Origin of the sequence: Microbacterium sp. NPDC056736 (genome assembly GCF_042790415.1) — a bacterium.
In the GTDB taxonomy this organism is placed as follows: Bacteria; Actinomycetota; Actinomycetes; order Actinomycetales; family Microbacteriaceae; genus Microbacterium.
The window spans coordinates 113,746-132,435 of sequence record NZ_JBHTZE010000007.1; the positions used below are offsets into that span (position 1 = coordinate 113,746).

13 protein-coding genes are annotated in these 18,690 nt (G+C 70.3%); all 13 read left to right on the plus strand.

The features are described from left to right. Positions 1-64: 64 nt before the first annotated feature. The 13 genes from ACFRAL_RS14315 (at position 65) to ACFRAL_RS14375 (ending at position 18,689) form a co-directional block, all read left to right on the plus strand. On the plus strand, positions 65-1,432 hold the full coding sequence (locus ACFRAL_RS14315) for an ABC transporter substrate-binding protein (RefSeq protein ID WP_378884041.1): 1,368 nt from the start codon (positions 65-67) through the stop codon (positions 1,430-1,432). 63 nt (positions 1,433-1,495) lie between these two features. Then, the gene (locus ACFRAL_RS14320; protein WP_378884044.1) at positions 1,496-2,533 is read left to right on the plus strand and encodes a carbohydrate ABC transporter permease; all 1,038 of its coding nucleotides are present in this window, start codon (positions 1,496-1,498) and stop codon (positions 2,531-2,533) included. Then, on the plus strand, positions 2,530-3,438 hold the full coding sequence (locus ACFRAL_RS14325; protein WP_378884047.1) for a carbohydrate ABC transporter permease: 909 nt from the start codon (positions 2,530-2,532) through the stop codon (positions 3,436-3,438). The genes ACFRAL_RS14320 and ACFRAL_RS14325 overlap by 4 nt, the downstream gene beginning before the upstream one ends. Then, complete coding sequence (locus ACFRAL_RS14330) at positions 3,435-4,169, plus strand: hypothetical protein (RefSeq protein WP_378884050.1); 735 nt, start codon at positions 3,435-3,437, stop codon at positions 4,167-4,169. Before ACFRAL_RS14325 ends, ACFRAL_RS14330 begins: the two co-directional genes overlap by 4 nt. Next, the gene (locus ACFRAL_RS14335) at positions 4,166-6,283 is read left to right on the plus strand and encodes an alpha-galactosidase (protein ID WP_378884053.1); all 2,118 of its coding nucleotides are present in this window, start codon (positions 4,166-4,168) and stop codon (positions 6,281-6,283) included. Before ACFRAL_RS14330 ends, ACFRAL_RS14335 begins: the two co-directional genes overlap by 4 nt. Continuing rightward, positions 6,276-7,175 (plus strand): family 43 glycosylhydrolase, encoded by a 900-nt coding sequence (locus ACFRAL_RS14340; RefSeq protein WP_378884056.1) that lies wholly within the window; start codon positions 6,276-6,278, stop codon positions 7,173-7,175. The genes ACFRAL_RS14335 and ACFRAL_RS14340 overlap by 8 nt, the downstream gene beginning before the upstream one ends. After that, a complete protein-coding gene (locus ACFRAL_RS14345; protein WP_378884059.1) occupies positions 7,172-8,149 on the plus strand; it encodes a hydroxyacid dehydrogenase in 978 nt (325 codons plus the stop codon). Before ACFRAL_RS14340 ends, ACFRAL_RS14345 begins: the two co-directional genes overlap by 4 nt. A gap of 29 nt (positions 8,150-8,178) precedes the next feature. Beyond that, a complete protein-coding gene (locus ACFRAL_RS14350; protein WP_378884062.1) occupies positions 8,179-9,807 on the plus strand; it encodes a glycoside hydrolase family 43 protein in 1,629 nt (542 codons plus the stop codon). Between the two features lie 117 nt (positions 9,808-9,924). Continuing rightward, the gene (locus tag ACFRAL_RS14355) at positions 9,925-13,407 is read left to right on the plus strand and encodes an alginate lyase family protein (protein ID WP_378884065.1); all 3,483 of its coding nucleotides are present in this window, start codon (positions 9,925-9,927) and stop codon (positions 13,405-13,407) included. A 101-nt stretch (positions 13,408-13,508) separates the two neighbouring features. Continuing rightward, positions 13,509-15,107, plus strand: a complete 1,599-nt coding sequence (locus ACFRAL_RS14360) for an HNH endonuclease (RefSeq protein WP_378884066.1) — start codon at positions 13,509-13,511, stop codon at positions 15,105-15,107. A 166-nt stretch (positions 15,108-15,273) separates the two neighbouring features. After that, positions 15,274-16,320, plus strand: coding sequence for a LacI family DNA-binding transcriptional regulator (locus tag ACFRAL_RS14365; RefSeq protein WP_336398331.1), 1,047 nt, complete (start codon positions 15,274-15,276; stop codon positions 16,318-16,320). A gap of 79 nt (positions 16,321-16,399) precedes the next feature. Next, the gene (locus tag ACFRAL_RS14370; protein ID WP_336398143.1) at positions 16,400-17,689 is read left to right on the plus strand and encodes an extracellular solute-binding protein; all 1,290 of its coding nucleotides are present in this window, start codon (positions 16,400-16,402) and stop codon (positions 17,687-17,689) included. A gap of 58 nt (positions 17,690-17,747) precedes the next feature. Further along, a complete protein-coding gene (locus tag ACFRAL_RS14375) occupies positions 17,748-18,689 on the plus strand; it encodes a sugar ABC transporter permease (RefSeq protein ID WP_336398144.1) in 942 nt (313 codons plus the stop codon). Position 18,690 lies beyond the last annotated feature (1 nt).

Below are 18,690 nucleotides of genomic sequence, written 5' to 3' on the forward strand. Positions count from 1 at the left end.
GTTGTCCACTTTGAGGTACTCTCTCCGGGACGGAAACGTTCCGGCACGAATCAAGGGAGATCACATGCACGAGGAAGCGACGCGGGCAGGGGTGCGCGCCCGGCTGGGCCGCCGTTCGCACTGGCTCGCCGGAGGGGCGGCGCTGGCCGTCACGGCGCTCGCACTCACCGGCTGCACCGGTGCGGCGAGCGGCGACGGAGGCGCGGCATCCGAGAAGACCACCATCCGGTTCCTTTACGCGACCGGCGACGAGACCTGGAACTCGGTCGTCGACGCCGTCGTCGAGGCGTTCAACGAGCAGAGCGAGACCACGACGGTGCAGCTCGATCCGCTTCCGGCGGGCAGCGACTACGCGACGGCGCTCAAGACGATGGATGCCACGGGCAACTGGCCGGCCGTCGTCGACATGCGCGACACCCTCACGTACATCAACGCCGGCAAGCTCGCGCCGATCCCCGAGTCGGTCACCGAGCTCATCGAGCCGGAGGCCGTGGGCAGCGCGTCGGACGGAAACGTCTACACCGTGCCGTACAGCGCGCTCAACGGCGAGATCGGCATCAACATCGTCTACAACAAGGACTACTTCGAGGAGAACGACCTCGAGGTGCCCGAGACCTACGACGACTTCATCGACCTGATGGCCGAGATCAAGTCGAACGGCGACGCCCCGCTGGCGACCGCGGCGGCCGAGGTCTGGCCGAGCGACCAGCTGTGGAAGCTGCTCGCCGCGCCGACGTTCGCCGAGTGGAGCGACCAGGGCGGGTTCTGGACGGCTGCCGAGAACGGCGAGGCGACCATCGAAGACCTGCGCGAGCCGCTCCAGGAGCTGCTCGACATCACGAACGAGTACGTGCTCGAGGGATGGCAGTCCACCGCCGACGCGCAGACGACCACCCTGCTGGTGAACGACATGGCCGTCATGGCGACGTCGTCAGCCGGAATCGGGCGCCTGAACGACATCAACAAGGTCGACGCCGACTTCAACGCCGGGCTGTTCATCGTCCCCGACGAGGACGGCGCGATCAACGTGCTGAAGAACGCGGTGAACGGCGACACCGCCGGCGGCCTCGCCATCTCGGCGCAGGCGGCCGAGGACGACGCGCAGTACGAGTCGGCGACGGAGTTCCTGGAGTTCTTCTACCAGGTCGACACCGCCAACCTCATGGAGGAGAACGGCTGGCTCGCGCCGAACATCGTCGCGGCCGACGAGATCGAGCGCAACACGTCGATCCCCGGTGCGGAGGACTACTTCGCCCTCCTCGAGAACCCGAACCTCGTCTGGTACGAGAACGTGTCGGACCTCTCCACCTTCAGCGCGTTCAACACCTTCTTCCGCCAGGCGCGGATCGAGATGCAGGACGGCCAGAGCTCGATCGACGACACCATCGCCAAGGTGCAGGCCGAGTTCGACAAGACGGTCGCCGCAGGCTGACCCACACGTGTCGGGGTGCCCGGGCGTTGCCCGGGCGCCCCGGCCGGAGCCGAGGAGGTCTCCATGACTGATCAGAGCGCCCTGCAGGGGCAGACAGAGGTGGTCGGCACCGCCGTCCGCCTTCGGGGCGAGGCCCCGCTCGACGGTGCGCCCGATGGTGCCCCCGACGACGTCTCGCTCGTGCCGACGGGGCCTGAGCGGGAGAAGCGGCGGACCGGGCGGTTCCGCTCCGCCCGCTGGATCATGCTCGGCTTCATCGCGCCGGCCCTGGTGATCTACCTGCTCATGGTGATCATCCCGTCGGTGCAGTCGCTGCAGCTGAGCTTCACGAACTGGGACGGCATCAGCCCCGGCTACGACTACGTCGGCACGCGCAACTACGAGGAGATCCTGACGAGCGGGCGCTTCTGGAACGCCGTCAAGAACACCCTCATCCTCGGGCTCGGCTCGGCGCTCATCATCAATGCGATCTCGCTCGGCGTCGCGCTCATGCTCGACAAGGTGACCGGGCGGTGGCAGGGGCTCTTCCGCACCGCGGTCTACCTGCCGTCGCTCGTCAGCGCCTTCATCCTCGCGACGGTGTGGAAGTACCTGCTGAACTACAACTTCGGAGCCGTCAACACGTTCCTCCGCGATGCCGGGCTGCCGGAGTGGGCGCGGGACTGGCTCGGCGACAGCAGCATCGTCGTCTGGGTCATCCTCTTCATCACGTGCTTCACCCTCGGCGGGAACACGACCCTCATCTACCTCGCCAACCTGCAGTCGGTGCCGCAGGAGCTCGTCGAGGCGGCGCGCATCGACGGCGCCAACAGCCGCCAGGTGTTCCGTCACGTCACGTGGCCGATGCTCGCCGGCGCGGTCACCGTCAACATGACGCTCGCGATGATCGCGGGCTGGACCATCTTCGACCAGGTCATGGTGCTGACCGCGGGCGGTCCCGGGTTCGTCAGCGAGACCATGGCGTTCTTCATCTACAAGGTCGGGTTCGGCGAGTACCGCGCCGGCTTCGGCAGCGCCGCCGCCATCGTGCTGTTCCTGGTGGTCATCGTCAGCACCGTCGCGGCCAACGCCTACATGCGCAAGAGGGAGATCCAGGCATGAGCACCGAGACAGAGCTCGTCGTCGCGCCGGGGCGGGCGCAACGTGACACGCGCCGCGCCGAGCGCAGCGCCGAGCGCAAGAAGAAGGTGACGCCCGGCCAGGTGGTCGTGATGATCGTGCTGGCGGTGCTCGTCGTGATCGTCGCGAGCCCGGTGCTGTACGCGCTGCTGAACTCGTTCCGCTCGTACTCCGAGATCACCGTCGACCCGATGGGGCTTCCCACCGCGTTCACCCTCGACAACTACGTGCAGCTGTTCCAGCAGACCGACTACGGCGAGGCGCTGGTCAACACGCTGATCATCACGGTCGTCACGGTCGTGCTGCTCGTCGCCATCGTGCCGATGGCCGCGTACGGCATCGAGCGCATCGGCGGGCGCAGCGCGCGGTGGCTCTACATCCTCTTCATCGCGGGTCTGATGATCCCCTTCCAGGTGCGCATGATCCCCCTGGTCAAGGGCTTCGACGACGTCGGCCTGTACAGCACGCTGACCAGCGTCATCCTCGTGCACCTCGGCGGGGCGGCGAGCTTCGGCATCCTGCTGTACTGCAGCTTCATCAAGGGCATCCCGGTGGAGGTCGAAGAGGCCGCGTTCGTCGACGGCGCCGGACGGTTCCGCACGTTCTGGTCGATCGTCTTCCCGATGCTGCTCCCGGTGACGTCGGCGTTCGTCATCATCCAGGCGCTGGGACTGTGGAACGACTTCTTCATCCCGCTGGTGTTCCTCGACTCGTCGTCGGCGGGCACGATCAACGTCGCCATCAACCGCATGGTGGGGCTGCTCACGTCGCAGTGGCAGCTGATCTACACCGGGGCGATCCTGGCGATCATCCCGTCGGTCGCGATCTTCGCCGCCTTCCAGCGGTACTTCATCAAGGGCATGTCGATCGGGGCGGTGAAGGGATGACGGCCCACTCCACCCCGTCGCGTCCGGGCGGCATCGCGGGGTACATCCGCACTGGGCTCGCGCTCGACGGTGCACTCGCGACGACGGCGCTCACCGTCTTCCATTACTTCGTGGTGTCGGTGTCGTTCTTCGGATGCCTCGTTCCCGCGCTCGTTTTCACCCTGCTGGTGGGCTGGCAGCCGACGCATCTCGCCCTGTGCCTGGGTGCGGCGTCGCTCCTGCCGCTGGCCCCCGCGGTCTTCGCGCTCCTGCGGAGCACGCGGGCACTGCTCGAGCGCCGCGCCGACGCGCGGGGCGGGCGGAGCTTCTGGGTCGCGTTCGGGGCAGGGTGGCGCCGCCTGTGGTGGGCGGCGGCAGGCACCAGCCTGATGACGCTCCTGCTGTCGTACGACCTCGCGCTGTTCGGCGCCGCCGACGCCATGCTGCTGTTCGTCGCCGCGGCCGGCGCGGGCGTGGCGGTGCTGCTCATCGCCGTGTGCGCCGCCGCGGCCGCGAACGCCGGCCTGCGCCCGGTCCCCGCGCTCAGTGTCGCCGCGGCGGCGCTCGCTCGCCGCCCGCACGTCGGGCTGAGCTGGCTGCTGCTGATCGGGCTGGGCATCGCAGCGGCGTCGCTGCCCCTCATCGGCTCGGCGCTCGCACTGTTCCTGCCGGCCCTCCTCGGCGCCGGCATCCACATCTGCAACGACGCCCTGCGCATGCCGCTGACCGACGAGACGAGACGAGCTTCGTGACCGACACCTTCCCCCCTCCCGCCACGATCGACATCGCGAGAAAGGAAGACACCGCCGAGGCCGTCCCCGCCACGCGGCGCGCCCGCGTCGGCGGGTTCGAACTGCGGTGGTCGGCCGACGCCCCGCTCTCGCTCGTGGCGCTGCCGTCGACGCACGCCGGGCGTCAGGGAATCGGTCTCGTGGAGGTGTTCACCTCGGCCGAGCAGCGGGCGCGCACCAGTCAGGCCTACTGGCGGTCCGCGGTCGGCGAACGCCTGCGCGTGCAAGGATCGCAGGTCACCACCGACGCCGGCGCGACCCGGGCGATCGTCGTGCAGGCCGACGCCGTCAGCGGGCTCGAAGTGCGCACGACCGTCACCGCGCCCGTCGGGACCGCCGCGGTGCGGATCGAGAACGAGGTGCGCAACGCCGGGGAGGAGCCCGTGGTGGTCACCGCGGTCAGCTCGGCGACGATCGGGATCGGCGCCACGGCTGCCGACCTCGACGGGGTCGTATGGGGGAGGGCTGCGAGCGAATGGCTCGCCGAGGCCCGGTGGCAAGAGGTGCCGCTGCGCGACGAGCTGCCCGAGCTCGCTCTCGACCTCCACGGCCAGGACGGCCGCGGCCACGCGAGCCTCTCGAGTCACGGCGCATGGTCGAGCGGGGAGCATCTGCCGTGCGGCTACCTCGCGCGTCCCGACGGCGAGGCGCTCGCCTGGCAGCTCGAGACCAGCGCGGGCTGGCACGTCGACCTCTGCCAGACGCGCGGCGGTGGGGTGCTGTCTCTGCTCGGCCCGACAGACCAGGAGCACCAGTTCGCCCACGAGCTGCTCCCCGGCGGGACCTTCGCGGCCGTGCCCGTCGCAGTCGCGGCATCCGCTCACCGTCGCGACGGCGCGATCGCGGAGCTGACGCGCTACCGGCGCTGGCTGCGGGGGTCGGCCCAGGATCAGCACCTGCCCGTCGTGTACAACGACTTCATGAACACGCTGATGGGGCAGCCGACCACCGAGCAGCTGCTGCCGCTCGTGCGACGCGCGGCCGAGGCGGGCGCCGAGGTTTTCTGCATCGACGCCGGGTGGTTCGCCGACCCCGCGATCGGCGACTGGTGGTCGACCGTCGGCGAGTGGCGCGAGGCGCCGTCGCGGTTCCCCGAGGGTGGGCTGCGCCGCGTCATCGACGCGATCCGGCTGGCGGGGATGGCGCCGGGGCTCTGGCTCGAGCCCGAGGTCGTCGGCGTGCACAGCCCGGCGGCGACGCGGCTGCCCGACGACGCGTTCTTCCAGCGGTTCGGCCGGCGGGTGCAGGAGGACCGCCGGTACCACCTCGACTTCCGGCATCCCGCCGCGCGCGCGCACCTCGACGCGACCGTGGACCACCTCGTCGAGGACTACGGCATCGAGTACCTGAAACTCGACTACAACATCAACCCGGGCGCCGGAACCGAGCGCGACGCGACGACCGCGGGCGACGGGCTGCTGGCCCACACCCGGGCGTTCCGCGAGTGGCTGGTCGGCGTCCAGCAGCGGCATCCGTCCCTGCGCATCGAGAACTGCAGCTCCGGCGCCATGCGCGCGGACTACTCCCTCCTCGCCGTGACGCACCTGCAGTCGACCAGCGATCAGCAGGACTTCCGGCTGTACCCGCCGATCGCGGCGTCGTCGCCGGCCTCGATCCTGCCCGAGCAGTGCGGCAACTGGGCCTACCCGGCGCGGGAGATGAGCGACGACGACACGGTGTTCACGCTCGTCACGGGCCTCAGCGGGCGGCTGTACCTCTCGGGCTTCCTCGACGACCTGCGCCCCGCGCAGCGGGCGCGTGTGGCCGAGGCCGTCGAGCTGCACAAGGCGCTGCGCGACGACCTGGCCGACGCGACGCCGTTCTGGCCGCTCGGCCTGCCGGCCTGGGATGCGCCCACCGTGTGCCTCGGCCTGCACACGAGCGAACGCGACCTGCTGTTCGTGTGGGATCGGGATGCTGCGCCCGCCGCCTTCACGCTCCCGGGCGTCGGCGAGGCCGAGGCGATCTTCCCCGCCGGGGGAGAGCCGTGGGCGTTCGCAGCGACGGGGGAGGGGCTCTCGGTCAGCACCCCCGCGGGCATCGGCGCGCGCGTGCTGCAGGTGCGGCATGGCTGAGCGTTGCACGATCCGGCCCGGCCGCGTCTTTGTCGACGACCGCGGGCGGACGGCACAGCTTCACGGGATCGGCCTGCAGCGTGTCGGCGACCGCTGGCTCGCGTGGGGAGAGGACAAGACGGCCGGCGACCGGTTCACCGCCGTCGCCTGCTACTCGTCGACCGACCTCGCCTCGTGGCGCTACGAGGGCGACGCGCTCCGCGCGGACGACGGCGACATCGGCCCCGACCGGGTGGTCGAACGACCGAAGGTGCTGCAGCGCCCCGATGGGCGGTGGGTCATGCTCCTGCATGTCGACTCCGCGGACTACTCGTTCGCGCGCGTCGGGTACGCGATCGCCGACCGCCCCGAAGGTCCGTACCGGTACGTGGGCAGCGAGCGGCCGCTGGGCAACCTCAGCCGCGACATCGGCGTCTTCCAGGAGGACGGCGTCGGCTACCTCCTCTCGGAGGATCGCGACAACGGGCTGCACATCTACCGCCTCCGCGAGGACCACCTCGGGGTGGAGTCGCTGGTGGCGACCCTCCGCCAGCAGGCTCGGCCCGAGATCGGGTACGAGTCGCCCGCCGTCGTCACCAGCGGAGGTCGCTACTACCTGTTCGGCTCGGATCTCACCGGATGGAGCATGAACGACAACGTGTGGACGAGCGCTCCGGCCCTCGACGGGCCCTGGGACGACTGGCGGCTCCTGGCACCGCTCGGAACGAACACCTTCGAGTCGCAGGTGAGCGTCGTCGCGCCCGTCGGCGACGGGTTCGTCTACATCGGCGACCGATGGACGCCCGACGCGCTCGCCGAATCGCCCGCGGTGTGGCTGCCGCTGCACATCGAGGGCGGACGGGTGCGCCTGGAGTGGCGCGACGCCTGGAGCATCGAGGAGCTGAACGCATGAGAGCCGCACTGCTCATGGATCCCGCGCTGGTGCCGTTCGTCTTCGGCGACGACGAACGGGCCCGGCTCGCCGAGATCCTCGAGATCGACATGACGGATGCCGCCACCTCCCTCGCCGGCATCGCCTCGCCGTCGGGGGTCGAGGTTCTCATCACCGGGTGGGGCGTGCCCGTGATCGACAGCGAAGGGCTCGACGCCTTCCCGGCGCTGCGCGCCATCGTCCACTGGGGCGGCGGGATCGGGTTCCTGGACGAGGCGGCGTCGGCGCGCGGCATCCGCATCTCGTCCGCCCGCTCCGCCAACGCCGTCCCGGTGGCGGAGTTCACGCAGGCGATGATCACGCTCGCCGCCAAGGACGCGTTCTGGCTCTCGCGGCAGTACTGCGCCGAGCAGAGGTTCATCGACCGCGAGGCGACGGCGCCCCATGCCGGACTGTTCCGCACGACCGTCGGCATCGTCGGCGCCTCGACGATCGGCACAATGGTGATCGAGAAGCTCCGCGCGAGCGACGTCGAGGTGCTGCTGTACGACCCCTACGCGACGCCCGAGACCGCCCAACGGCTCGGCGCCGAGCTGATCGACGACCTCGAGGAGCTCGCCCGGCGAAGCCGCATCCTGTCGGTGCACGCCCCCGAGACGCCCCGCACCGCCGGCATGATCTCGCGCGCGGTGCTCGCCGCGCTGCCCGACGGCGCCACCCTGGTCAACACGGCGCGGGGCGCGCTGGTCGACCAGGACGCGCTGGTCGACGAGCTGCGGCGCGGCCGCCTGCGCGCCGTGCTCGACGTCACCGAGCCGGACGTGCTCGAGGCGGGGCATCCGCTCTACACCCTCCCGAACGTGTTCCTCACGCCGCACCTCGCCGGATCGATGGGGGTGGAGCTTCGCCGCCTCGGTGAGTCCGCCCTCGCCGAGGTCGAGCGCTTCGTCTCGGGCGCGCCGTTCGAGAACCCGATGCAGCCGGCGGCGTCCTGATCGTCCGACCCCGTGGAGGAGAGACCGCCGTGCCGGTGATCCGCAACCCCGTCCTGCGGGGGTTCAACCCCGACCCGTCGATCCTCCGGGTCGGCGGCGACTACTACATCGCGACGAGCACCTTCGAGTACCACCCGGCTGTCCGGCTGCACCACTCGACCGATCTCGTGCACTGGACGACGCTCGGTCACGCGCTGGACGGCATCGATCTGCGCGGGGTCCCCGACTCGGGAGGGGTGTGGGCGCCGAGCCTGTCGCACGCCGATGGCCGGTTCTGGCTCGCGTACTCGATCGTGCGCACCATGGACGGCGACGACAAGGACATCGACAACTACCTCGTCACCGCCGAATCGGTGACCGGGCCCTGGAGCGAGCCCGTCCACCTCGGTTCGCGAGGATTCGACTTCTCGTTCTTCCACGACCCCGACGGCACCCACTGGATCGTCGGCGTACAGTGGGACCAGCGGCCGGAGCATCCGTCGTTCTCGGGTCTCGTCGTCGAGCAGTACCTGCCCGGCGAGCGCCGCACGACCGGCGAGGCCACCGTCATCTACCGCGAGGACGGCCTCGTCGAGGGGCCGAACCTGTATCGGATCGGCGAGTGGTACCACCTGCTCATCGCCGCGGGCGGCACGGGGTGGAACCACGGCATCACCGTCGCCCGCTCTCGCAGCCTGCTCGGGCCCTACCAGCGCGACGAGCGGGAGGCGGTGCTCACGACGCGCGATGCGCCGGGGCATCCGCTTCAGAAGGCCGGCCACGGCGAGCTCGTGCAGACGCCCGGCGGCGACTGGGTGCTCGCGCATCTGGCGAGCCGCCCCGCGCTGCACCTCGGGGAGCGCTACTGCACCCTCGGGCGCGAGACGTGCCTTCAGCGGGTGGTGTTCGACGACGGGTGGCTGCGTCTCGCCGATGGGGGCCATCACCCGAGCGTCGACGTGGAGCTCGCCGTCGGGTCGGGGGAGCGTGCGGCGACGGGCCGCGGTGATGCGCCGGCACCGGGAGGAGACACGGATGCCGCGGCCGGCGTCCGGGCCTGGACCGACGACTTCGACGCGCCCGGGCTGGATTCCCGGCGCTGGTCGACGCTGCGCCGCGCACTGCCGCAGGACGTCGCGGATCTCGGCGCGAGGACGGGATGGCTGCGATTGCGGGGCGGCCACTCGGCGGCATCCGTCTTCGATCAGTCGATGATCCTGACGCGCGTCGAGGAACGGCAGGCCCAGTTCGAAGCGGTCATCGCCGCCGAGCCGAGGACTCCGCGCGAAGCGGCCGGGGTCATCGCGTGGTACGACCGGTCGGGGTGGATCTGGCTCCAGGTGACCTTCGATGCCGAGAACGGCCGGCACCTGCGGGTGGTGCGTCGGGACGGCGCGGTCACCACGAGGTCCGCGCCGGTCGCCGCGCCGGAAGGTCCCCTGCGGCTGCGCGCGTCGCTGGACGGGCCCTGCCTGGCCTTCGCGGTCGCGGGCGACGACGGGGCGTGGCGCGAGGTGCCGGACGTTCACCCGGCGTGGACGCTCTCGGACGACCATGGGGCGCGACTGCGGTTCACGGGGATGTTCCTCGGCGTGCGCGCCGATGACCTCGACGGTCGCGGATGGACCGTCGACATCGATCGTGCGGGCGTGCGGTTCCTCCCGTCGCAGGCATCCTGACGTCTTCGCAGATCGGGCCTTGACGTCGCGCGGCGATGCCGTCATCGTTAAGTGGCAAACGCTATCCACCTCCCCACCCGCCGTCGGTGACGGCGGCGGAGAAGAGAAGAGAGATCGATGAGGATCGAGCAAAGACACCGCACGCGCCGCGTGATCGGGGTGCTCATGGCCGGGGTGCTGGCAGCCGCCGGCGCGCTCACCGCCACGCAGCCCGCCGTCGCGCAGGAGACGCCCGCACCCCCGCAGATCGTGCGGACCGTCAGCGACGCCGGCTTCGCCCACCCGGGCGTCGGCTTCAGCGCGGACCACCTCGAGAACATGCGGACCCAGGTGCTCGCGGGCGTCGACCCCTGGACGGGCTACTACGACGCGATGACGCAGACGCGGTACGCCGCGCGCGACTTCCGGGCCGAGAACGCCCAGCCGGGGACCGACACCCCGAAGAACGACGCGTACGCGACGGCCGGGATGCGCGCCAGCGCCCTGCGCGACAGCCTCGGCGCGATGGCCCAGACGCTCGAGTACGTCGTTACCGGCGACGAGCAGTACCGGGCGAACGCCCTGCACGTGCTGCGCACGTGGAGCAGCCTCGACCCGGCGAAGTACGCGTACTTCGCCGACGCCCACATCCACACCGGGGTGCCGCTGTACTACATGCTGATCGCGGCCGAGGTGCTGCGCGGCACGGAGCCGGCGAACGACTCTCTGAACGGCTACGACCTGCGGTGGACCGCCGAGGACCAGCAGCGCATCGAGGACAACCTGGTACGACCGGTGCTCGAGACGTTCCTGTACTCGAAGAACCGACTGTGGAACCAGCACCTGTACGGCGTCATCGGCATGGTCGCCGCGGCCATCTTCCTCGACGACGCCGAGCTGTACGCCGAGCGGGTGGAGTGGTTCACCGTCAACGCCGGGTACGAGAGCGAGCACGACCTCTACGGCGGCGACGTGAACGGTGCGCTCGCATCGATCTTCCGCGAGATCCCCGCCGACGACCCGCGCAACACCACCGGTGAATCCTTCGTCCAGCACATGGAGATGCTGCGGGACCAGGCGCACGGGCAGGGCGACGTCGACCTCCTCGTGGCGCTCGCGCGCCTCGTCGACACGCAGGGCACGACGATCGACCCCGTCGCGGGGACGGTCTCGGACGCGCCCGACGCGGTGTCGCCGTATCACTTCCTCGACAACCGGATCCTCGCCGGAGCCGACACGTTCTACGCCTTCATGATGGGCGAGGAGGTGCCCTACGTACCTGCGAACGAGGGCGGCATGATCTCGCAGGCCTACCGAGGGCGCCTGCAGGACCCGCTCAGCGAGACGTACCTCCAGTACCGGTACGTCGCCGGCGTGGACGTCGAGGCCGAGGCTCCGCACGTCGCCGAGCTGTATGCCGACCGCGACGGCCCGCTCTACTACTACGGGAGCGGCATCCAGAACTTCTGGAACGACCGCGGCTCGGACTACACCGGCGCCGAGTACTGGGTGGCCTTCCCGCCCGAGCTCGCAGACGTCGAGGGCTCGGTCGCGCCGCTCGCCGACGGTCCCGAGCTCTCGGTAGAGACGTTCGGCACGACCCTCGGGTCGGGAGCCCAGCACCAGGAGGACGCCGACGGCACCGCCTTCGTGCGGCTCGACGCCGCAGCCGACGACGCGCAGCTCGCGGTCCGCCGGGCTGTCTGGGGCGACCGCACCAAGACGTCGCTGGTCGGGGTCAAGGTGCGCAGCGACGGCGCCGCCACGCTCGAGGCATCCCGCACGTCGGCCGAGGCGCCGTTCGCCGAGATCGTCGTGCCCGACACCGGCGGCCAGTGGCGATACGTGTGGCTCGACCTCCACGTCGAGAAGACGCCCGGAGCCGTCGGCGACAACATCGTGTTCCTGCGGGCGACCGGGTCTGCCGCCCAGGTCGACGTGGCCGGCGTGCTCGCCCAGGCCAACGGCGTGCTGACGCCGCCGGTCTTCGCCGACGCGCCGTCGGTGGACGTCGTCGTCGTGAAGGGCGAGCCGTGGAGCCGCGGCTTCCCGGTGACGGATGCCGCGAACGACCCGGTCGAGCTCTCGCTGCAGAACGGCCCGCAGGGTGCCCAGCTGTCGGGCGACGAGCTGACCTGGACGCCGGCGAAGCCCGGCGTGCACGAGGCGCTCGTGGTCGCGACGGACGGCACCGCCGTCACGGCCCTGCCGGTCACCATCGCGGTGGCGGCGACCCGCGCCGCGGCGATGGGCACGCTCTTCGACCGCATCGGCGACGAGGCGAGCTTCACGTCGGCGACGTGGGACGCGGTGGCGGACCTCGTGGAGCAGGTGAAGAAGGCTCGCGCGACTGCCGGTGACGCGGAGTTCGCCGACCTGCTCGCCCGGCTCGGAGAGGCGATCGACGCGCTCGAGCCGCTGAACCCGCGCCTGGCGGACGGCTCGCTCGACTTCACCGGGATCGTGAGCGCCCCCTCGCTCAGCAGTTCGCAGCTGCGCGCGCTGACGGACGGCGACAACCAGACGTCGTGGGGCGACCAGCGGGTCACCGGCATCGTGTTCGACTTCGGGTCGGCATACCGGGTGAGCGCCGACCGGTTCGGCTTCCAGGCTCGCGACACGTTCCCCAACCGCGCGGAGGGCACGAACGTGTACGGGTCCGACGACGGCGCCGAGTGGACGCTGCTCACCGAGCATCCGAACACCGGCCAGGACGCGGACGTGGAGTGGATCGCCTCGCGCGACGAGGTCCGCGATCAGCGCTTCCGGTTCCTGAAGTTCCAGGTCGACGAGCCGGGTGTGCCGTCGGATCCCGCGTACCCGGGGATCTGGAGCATCGCCGAGATCCGCATCGACGGTACGCGGAGCGAGGCCGTGGGCGTGATGGACACCGTGTCGCTCTCGTCACCCGACGCCGTCGCGGATCGCGTCGTCGCGGGGGACGTCGTCGAGGTCCGGATGACGGGGCCGACGGAGAACTCCGACGTGCACGTGACGCTCTTCGGGCAGCCGGCCGCGGTGACATCGCCGAATCCCGGCGAATGGGTGGCATCCGCTCCCGTGCCGGAGAGCGCGGAGGCCGGCGGCGTGGTCGACTTCGTCATCGGCTTCACGACGCCGGACGGGAAGTCCGCGGACCCCATCGCCGCCACCAGCGACGAGTCGAAGCTCTTCCTCTCGAGCGACGCCGGGCTCGTCGATGCGGCGTTCCGCGCCGCGGTCTCGCTGCGGCCCGACGGCGTGGTCGACGCCGGATGGACGCAGTACGCCGCTCGCATGCTCGACGGCGATGCCGCCACGCATTCGGACACGCGGCTCAACTCCGGGATCTACGCGAACGTGTGGGACTTCGGAGCCGATCGCGTGACCCTCACGGGCGCGGAGCTGCTCGTGCGCCAGGACGGCTACGGCACGTCGCGCATCGCGGATATGCGGCTGGAGGGCTCGAACGACTTCCAGACGTGGACCCGGCTCACGCCCGCCGTGCCCGCGAAGACGCTCGAGTGGCAGAAGTGGACCGTGACGGCGGGCGACTCCTACCGTTACATCCGGATCGCGAACGGCCAGATCCTCAATGTGGCCGAGCTGCGCCTGTTCGGGGAGGTCGTTTCTGCAGAGTGAGCCCTTGCGACGTGGAGGCCGGTCGCAGGACCGGCCTCCACGTCGTTCCTCGTGCATGAGAACAGATATACGAATGTCTGAGGTGGATGCCATGATCAGACATGGCATTCTTCTCCGAGCTCGCGCAGCACCTGGAGGTGCTGCGCGACGCTCTCGGAGGTGACGTCGAGGCCGAGCAGCTGCCCCTCGCACTGGATCGCCTCAGCGACGACGGGGTGGTCGCTGCACTCGAAGCCGCGACCGGGCTGGTGCGCGCCGGAGAGAAGGTGCGTATCGCGGCGTCGGGCGCGGCCGCGGCACGATCGACCCGCGAGGCGGGTCACACCGGGCTCGCGCAGAAGCGCGGCCACCGCAATCCGGCGTCGCTGATCCAGGAGATCACCGGGGCCACGAGAGCCGAGGCGGCCAAGCACGTCCGGCTCGGCGAATCGCTGCGCACGCTGGCCGGCATCGATCCCGGGCGCGATGCGATGACGGATGCCTCGGACCCGGCGGTTCCGCCGTATGAAGGGGCGGGAGCCGGGGTCGGCGTGGGACCGGGGCCGAGGGCCGGGGTTGGGGCCGGCGGGGAGCCCGAGCCGTGGCACGCTCCGCTCGGACGGGCGCTGCTGGCCGGAGCGATCGGGTCGGCCCAGCACGACGCGATCCTGCGGGGGCTCGGCGAGCCGCCCGAGCCCGATCCGGTCGCGACCTCCGGCGAAGACGACGGGCTCGACGCCGTCGCGCGGGCGCGCGAGGCTTGGCGCGAGGCGTGGATGCTGGCAGCCGAGCAGCTCATCGCCGAGGCGCGGGAGCGCACGGTCGAAGAGCTCGGCCGAGCCGCCCGGACGATCCGCGATCAACTCGACCCGGCAGGCGCCCAGCGGCGGTTCGACCAGCGGTTCGAGGGGCGCGCCTTCCGGCTGTGGCGCGATGCCGACGGTGTGCGGCGCGGCTCGATCGTCTTCGACGACCTCGGCGGCGCGTGGGCGCAGACCATCTGGGATTCGGCGCTCCGGCCCCGACGAGGCGGCCCGCGGTTCGTCGACTCCGAAGAGAAGGCGCGCGCCGAAGAGCTCGTCGCCGACCCGCGCACGAACGACCAGCTCGCGTACGACCTCTTCCTCGACTTGCTGTGCGCCGGCGCCCTCGCCGACGCGGCGACGGTGTTCGGCGCCCGCCAGGCCGGCGTGCGCATCGTGGTGCCCGCCGACGCGATCGTCCAGGAGCGCTCGGGTGCGCCGGCGGTGGCGCTGGTCGAAGACGACCAGACGGTGCTGCCTGCCTGGCTGGCCGCCCAGCACATGTGCCACACGGCCACCCGTCACGTCACCGTCGACGGAGGCGGCAATCCGCTCGACCTCGGGCGCGAGGCGCGGCTGTACCGGCCCAAGCAGAAGATCGCCCTCGCGATCCGCGACGGTGGGTGCCGGTGGCGAGGCTGCGACCGGCCGGCGTCCTACTGCGAAGCGCATCACATCGATGAGTGGGTGCGCGACGAGGGCAGGACCGACATCGACCGCGGCATCCTCCTCTGCAGGTTCCACCATATGGAGTTGCATCACGGTGGCTGGCGCATCACCCGCGAGGGGCTCGGCGACTTCGTCCTTCATCCGCCGCCGGGGAGGGGCGATCCGCTCGTGCTGGTCCCCCGGCTCGCGCTCCGCCTTGCTGTGTTCGACATCGAACCGCCTCCGAGAAGGTTCCGCCTGGCCGGCTGAGCCATGCCGGCTGAGCTTGGCTGGGCCATGCTCAACCGGGCGTCCTCAACGTCGCTCGCCGCGTCGTCTCCGCATCGATCCAGACTTCGCACTTGACGCCGAGCGCGACAGCGGTTCATAATCAGTGTCGTTCGATAAATCGATTTAGCACGAGGGAGTGTCGACGATGGCCCGGGCTCGGATCTCAGACGTGGCGGCGGCAGCCGGTGTGTCTGTGACGACCGTGTCCCTCGTCATGAACGACGTCGAATCCCGCATCTCGGAGGAGACCAGGGCACGTGTCCGCGAGGCCGCCCGCTCCATCGGATACGCTCCGAGCTCGGTCGCCCGCGGGCTGCGCACCCAGCAGACCCGAACCGTCGGACTCATCTCGGACCAGATCGCGACGACGCCGTTCGCCGGCGACATGCTCGCCGGCGCGCAGGACGCCGCGCGCGAGAACGACCACCTGCTCTTCCTCATCGACACCGGCGGCGACAGCGCCATCGAAGCGGACGCGATCCGCGCACTGTCCGCGCAGCAGGTCGACGCGATCATCTACGCGTGCATGTGGCACCAGATCGTCCCGGCCCCGACCGGACTCCCTGCGGCGGCGGTCTTCCTCGACTGCCGGCCCGAGGGCGGGGGATTCCGCTCCGTCGTCCCCGACGACCGCGCCGGGGGCGCGGCGGCCGTGCGCGAACTGGTCGCCGCGGGGCATCGGCGCATCGCCTACATCGACACCGACGACAACCCCATCGCCTCGACGCTGCGCCACGAAGGCTACCTCGAGGTCCTCGCCGAGGCCGGCATCCCCGTCGACCCCGCCCTCCACGTGCACGGTGAGACGACCGCCCGCGGCGGACGCGCCGCATTCGAGCGGCTGCTCGAGCTTCCCGAGGAGCAGCGCCCCACCGCGGTCTTCTGCTTCAACGACCGTATGGCGGTGGGCGTATACATCGCCGCGCACCGCCGCGGCCTCGACATCCCGCGGGATCTGTCGGTCGTCGGGTACGACGACCAGCAGCTCGTCGCCGCGGAACAGGATCCCCCTCTGACCACCATCGCGCTGCCCCATTACGACATGGGTCGCTGGGCGATGGAGGTCGCACTCGGCGTCCGTGCGGAAGGGGATGAGGACGCCGCGCACCTGATGGAGTGTCCCGTCATCCGACGAGACTCCGTGGGCCCGCCGCCGGCACACGTCGGCAAACAGAACCGGCGACGGGCTTGACACAACGAGCGGCCGCCGAAGGCGGCCCCCGACCGATGACCTACGCAGGCGTAGGTCACAAGAAAAGGAAACCACAACCATGCGCACAAGGACCCCGATCCTCGTGTCTGCCGGACTGGTCTCGGCCCTTGCCCTGACCGGCTGCGGGCAGGCCGGTGAAGGCGAGACCACGACCGATGACGGCCGCACCCAGTTGACGATGTGGACCCACTCCGCCGGCAACCCGGCAGAGCTCGAGGTCTACGAGCGGATCATCTCGGACTTCAACGACTCCCAGGACCAGTACCAGGTCGTGCACGAGTCGTTCCCGCAGGGCGCCTACAACGACGCGATCGTCGCGGCCGCGGCATCCGGCGATCTTCCCTGCCTTCTCGACCTCGACGGGCCGATCATGCCGAACTGGGCGTGGGCGGGCTACCTGCAGCCGCTCGAGCTGCCCACCGAGCTCACCGACTCGCTGCTGCCCACCGCGGTCGGCGTGTGGGACGGCGAGATCTACTCCGCCGGCTACTGGGATGCCGCGCTCGCGATCTTCGCCCGCCAGTCGGTGCTCGAGGAGAACGGCATCCGCATCCCCACCATGGAGGAGCCGTGGACGCAGGATGAGTTCGGCGAGGCCCTCGCCACCCTGAAGGCGAGCGGCTACGAGACGCCGATCGACATCGGCGCCGAGGACACCGGCGAGTGGTGGCCGTACGCCTACTCGCCCCTCCTGCAGAGCTTCGGCGGCGACCTCATCGACCGCGAGAGCATGCTGACCGCCGACGGTGCGCTCAACGGGCCCGAGGCGGTCGCGTGGGGCGAGTGGTTCGCCGGTCTCTTCGCCGACGGGTACGCCGACAACGGCGGGACCGTGGGCAATCAGGAGTTCGTCGACGACGAGGTGGCGCTCAGCTACACGGGCGTGTGGAACGCCGTCGCCGCGCTCGACGCGGTCGGAGACGACCTGCTCATCCTGCCCCCGCCGGACCTCGGCAACGGACCTGCGATCGGCGGCGGCTCGTGGCAGTGGGGCATCTCCTCGGAGTGCAACGACGCCGACGGCGCTCGCGAGTACCTCGAGTTCAGCTTCCAGGACGAGTACATCACCGAGTTCGCCGACAAGCAGGTCGTGATCCCCGCCACCGAGGCGGCCGCGCAGGCATCGGAGTACTTCGGCGACGACGGCGCCCTGCGCCCGTTCGTGGAGTTCTCGCAGGAGTACGCGGTGCTGCGTCCCGAGACCCCCGCATACGCGGTGATCTCGGCCACGTTCGAGACCGCTGCGAAGGACATCATGAGCGGCGCCGACGTGCAGGAGACGCTCGATCGCGCGGTGTCGGACATCGACGCCAACATCGAGTCGAACGACGGCTACGGCTTCCAGTGATCCGCCGCGCCGGCGGGGGCCTCATGCCCCCGCCGGCGCATCCTCAGAGAGACCTGCCATGACTGTCACTCCACCGACGGTCGCCGCCGAAGAACCTCGGCGCGAACTCCGTCGCTTCCGCTCCATCAAGGGGCGCGAGACGTGGGCAGGACTCGGGATGATCGCCCCCGCCGGCATCCTCCTGGTCCTGTTCCTGATCATCCCCGTGATCCTCGCCTTCACGCTGTCGTTCACCAACGCGCGACTCATCTCACCCAACCCCCCGCGCTTCGTGGGGATGGATAACTTCGTCCGCGCGTTCACCGCCGACCCGCTGTTCGTGCAGTCCGTCGGAAACACCGCGATCTTCGCGCTGGTCGTCGTGCCCGTCCAGGCCGCCCTGGGGCTCCTGCTGGCGGTGCTCGTCAATCGGCGCATGCGCGGGGTCACCGCCTTCCGTGTGATCTTCTTCATCCCCGTCGTCACCTCGATCGTCGTCGTGTCGATCCTGTGGAAGTTCATGTATCAGCAGGACGGCCTGATCAACTCGATGATCGACGCCCTCACCTTCGGGCTGTGGTCGGGCGTCGACTGGCTGAACGATCCGCAGACCGCACTCGGCGCGATCATCTTCATGTCGATCTGGCAGGCCGTCGGATTCCACATGATCATCTGGCTCTCGGGTCTGCAGACGATTCCCGAGGAGCTCTACGAGGCCGCCCGGATGGACGGCGCGAGTCCGTGGCGCCAGTTCACGAACGTCACCTGGCCTGGCCTTCGCCCGACCATGGTGTTCGTGCTCGTCACGATCACGATCGCAGCGCTCGGCCTGTTCGTGCAGGTCGACGTGATGACCCAGGGCGGCCCGCAGGGCGCGACCTCCACCATCGTCTTCCACGCGGTGCGGAAGGGCTACGAGCAGCAGGAGATCGGCTATGCCGCCGCGATCTCGCTCATCTTCTTCGTCGCCGTGCTGATCATCGCGCTCATCCAGCGACGGTTGACGCGAGAGAAGGACTGAG

Coding starts and splice junctions, on each gene's coding strand:
- ACFRAL_RS14325 (WP_378884047.1), top strand. CDS start 2,530: ATGAGCACCGAGACAGAGCTCGTCGTCGCGCCGGGGCGGGCGCAACGT.
- ACFRAL_RS14345 (WP_378884059.1), top strand. CDS start 7,172: ATGAGAGCCGCACTGCTCATGGATCCCGCGCTGGTGCCGTTCGTCTTC.
- ACFRAL_RS14320 (WP_378884044.1), top strand. CDS start 1,496: ATGACTGATCAGAGCGCCCTGCAGGGGCAGACAGAGGTGGTCGGCACC.
- ACFRAL_RS14375 (WP_336398144.1), top strand. CDS start 17,748: ATGACTGTCACTCCACCGACGGTCGCCGCCGAAGAACCTCGGCGCGAA.
- ACFRAL_RS14360 (WP_378884066.1), top strand. CDS start 13,509: ATGGCATTCTTCTCCGAGCTCGCGCAGCACCTGGAGGTGCTGCGCGAC.
- ACFRAL_RS14365 (WP_336398331.1), top strand. CDS start 15,274: ATGGCCCGGGCTCGGATCTCAGACGTGGCGGCGGCAGCCGGTGTGTCT.
- ACFRAL_RS14315 (WP_378884041.1), top strand. CDS start 65: ATGCACGAGGAAGCGACGCGGGCAGGGGTGCGCGCCCGGCTGGGCCGC.
- ACFRAL_RS14330 (WP_378884050.1), top strand. CDS start 3,435: ATGACGGCCCACTCCACCCCGTCGCGTCCGGGCGGCATCGCGGGGTAC.
- ACFRAL_RS14355 (WP_378884065.1), top strand. CDS start 9,925: ATGAGGATCGAGCAAAGACACCGCACGCGCCGCGTGATCGGGGTGCTC.
- ACFRAL_RS14340 (WP_378884056.1), top strand. CDS start 6,276: ATGGCTGAGCGTTGCACGATCCGGCCCGGCCGCGTCTTTGTCGACGAC.
- ACFRAL_RS14370 (WP_336398143.1), top strand. CDS start 16,400: ATGCGCACAAGGACCCCGATCCTCGTGTCTGCCGGACTGGTCTCGGCC.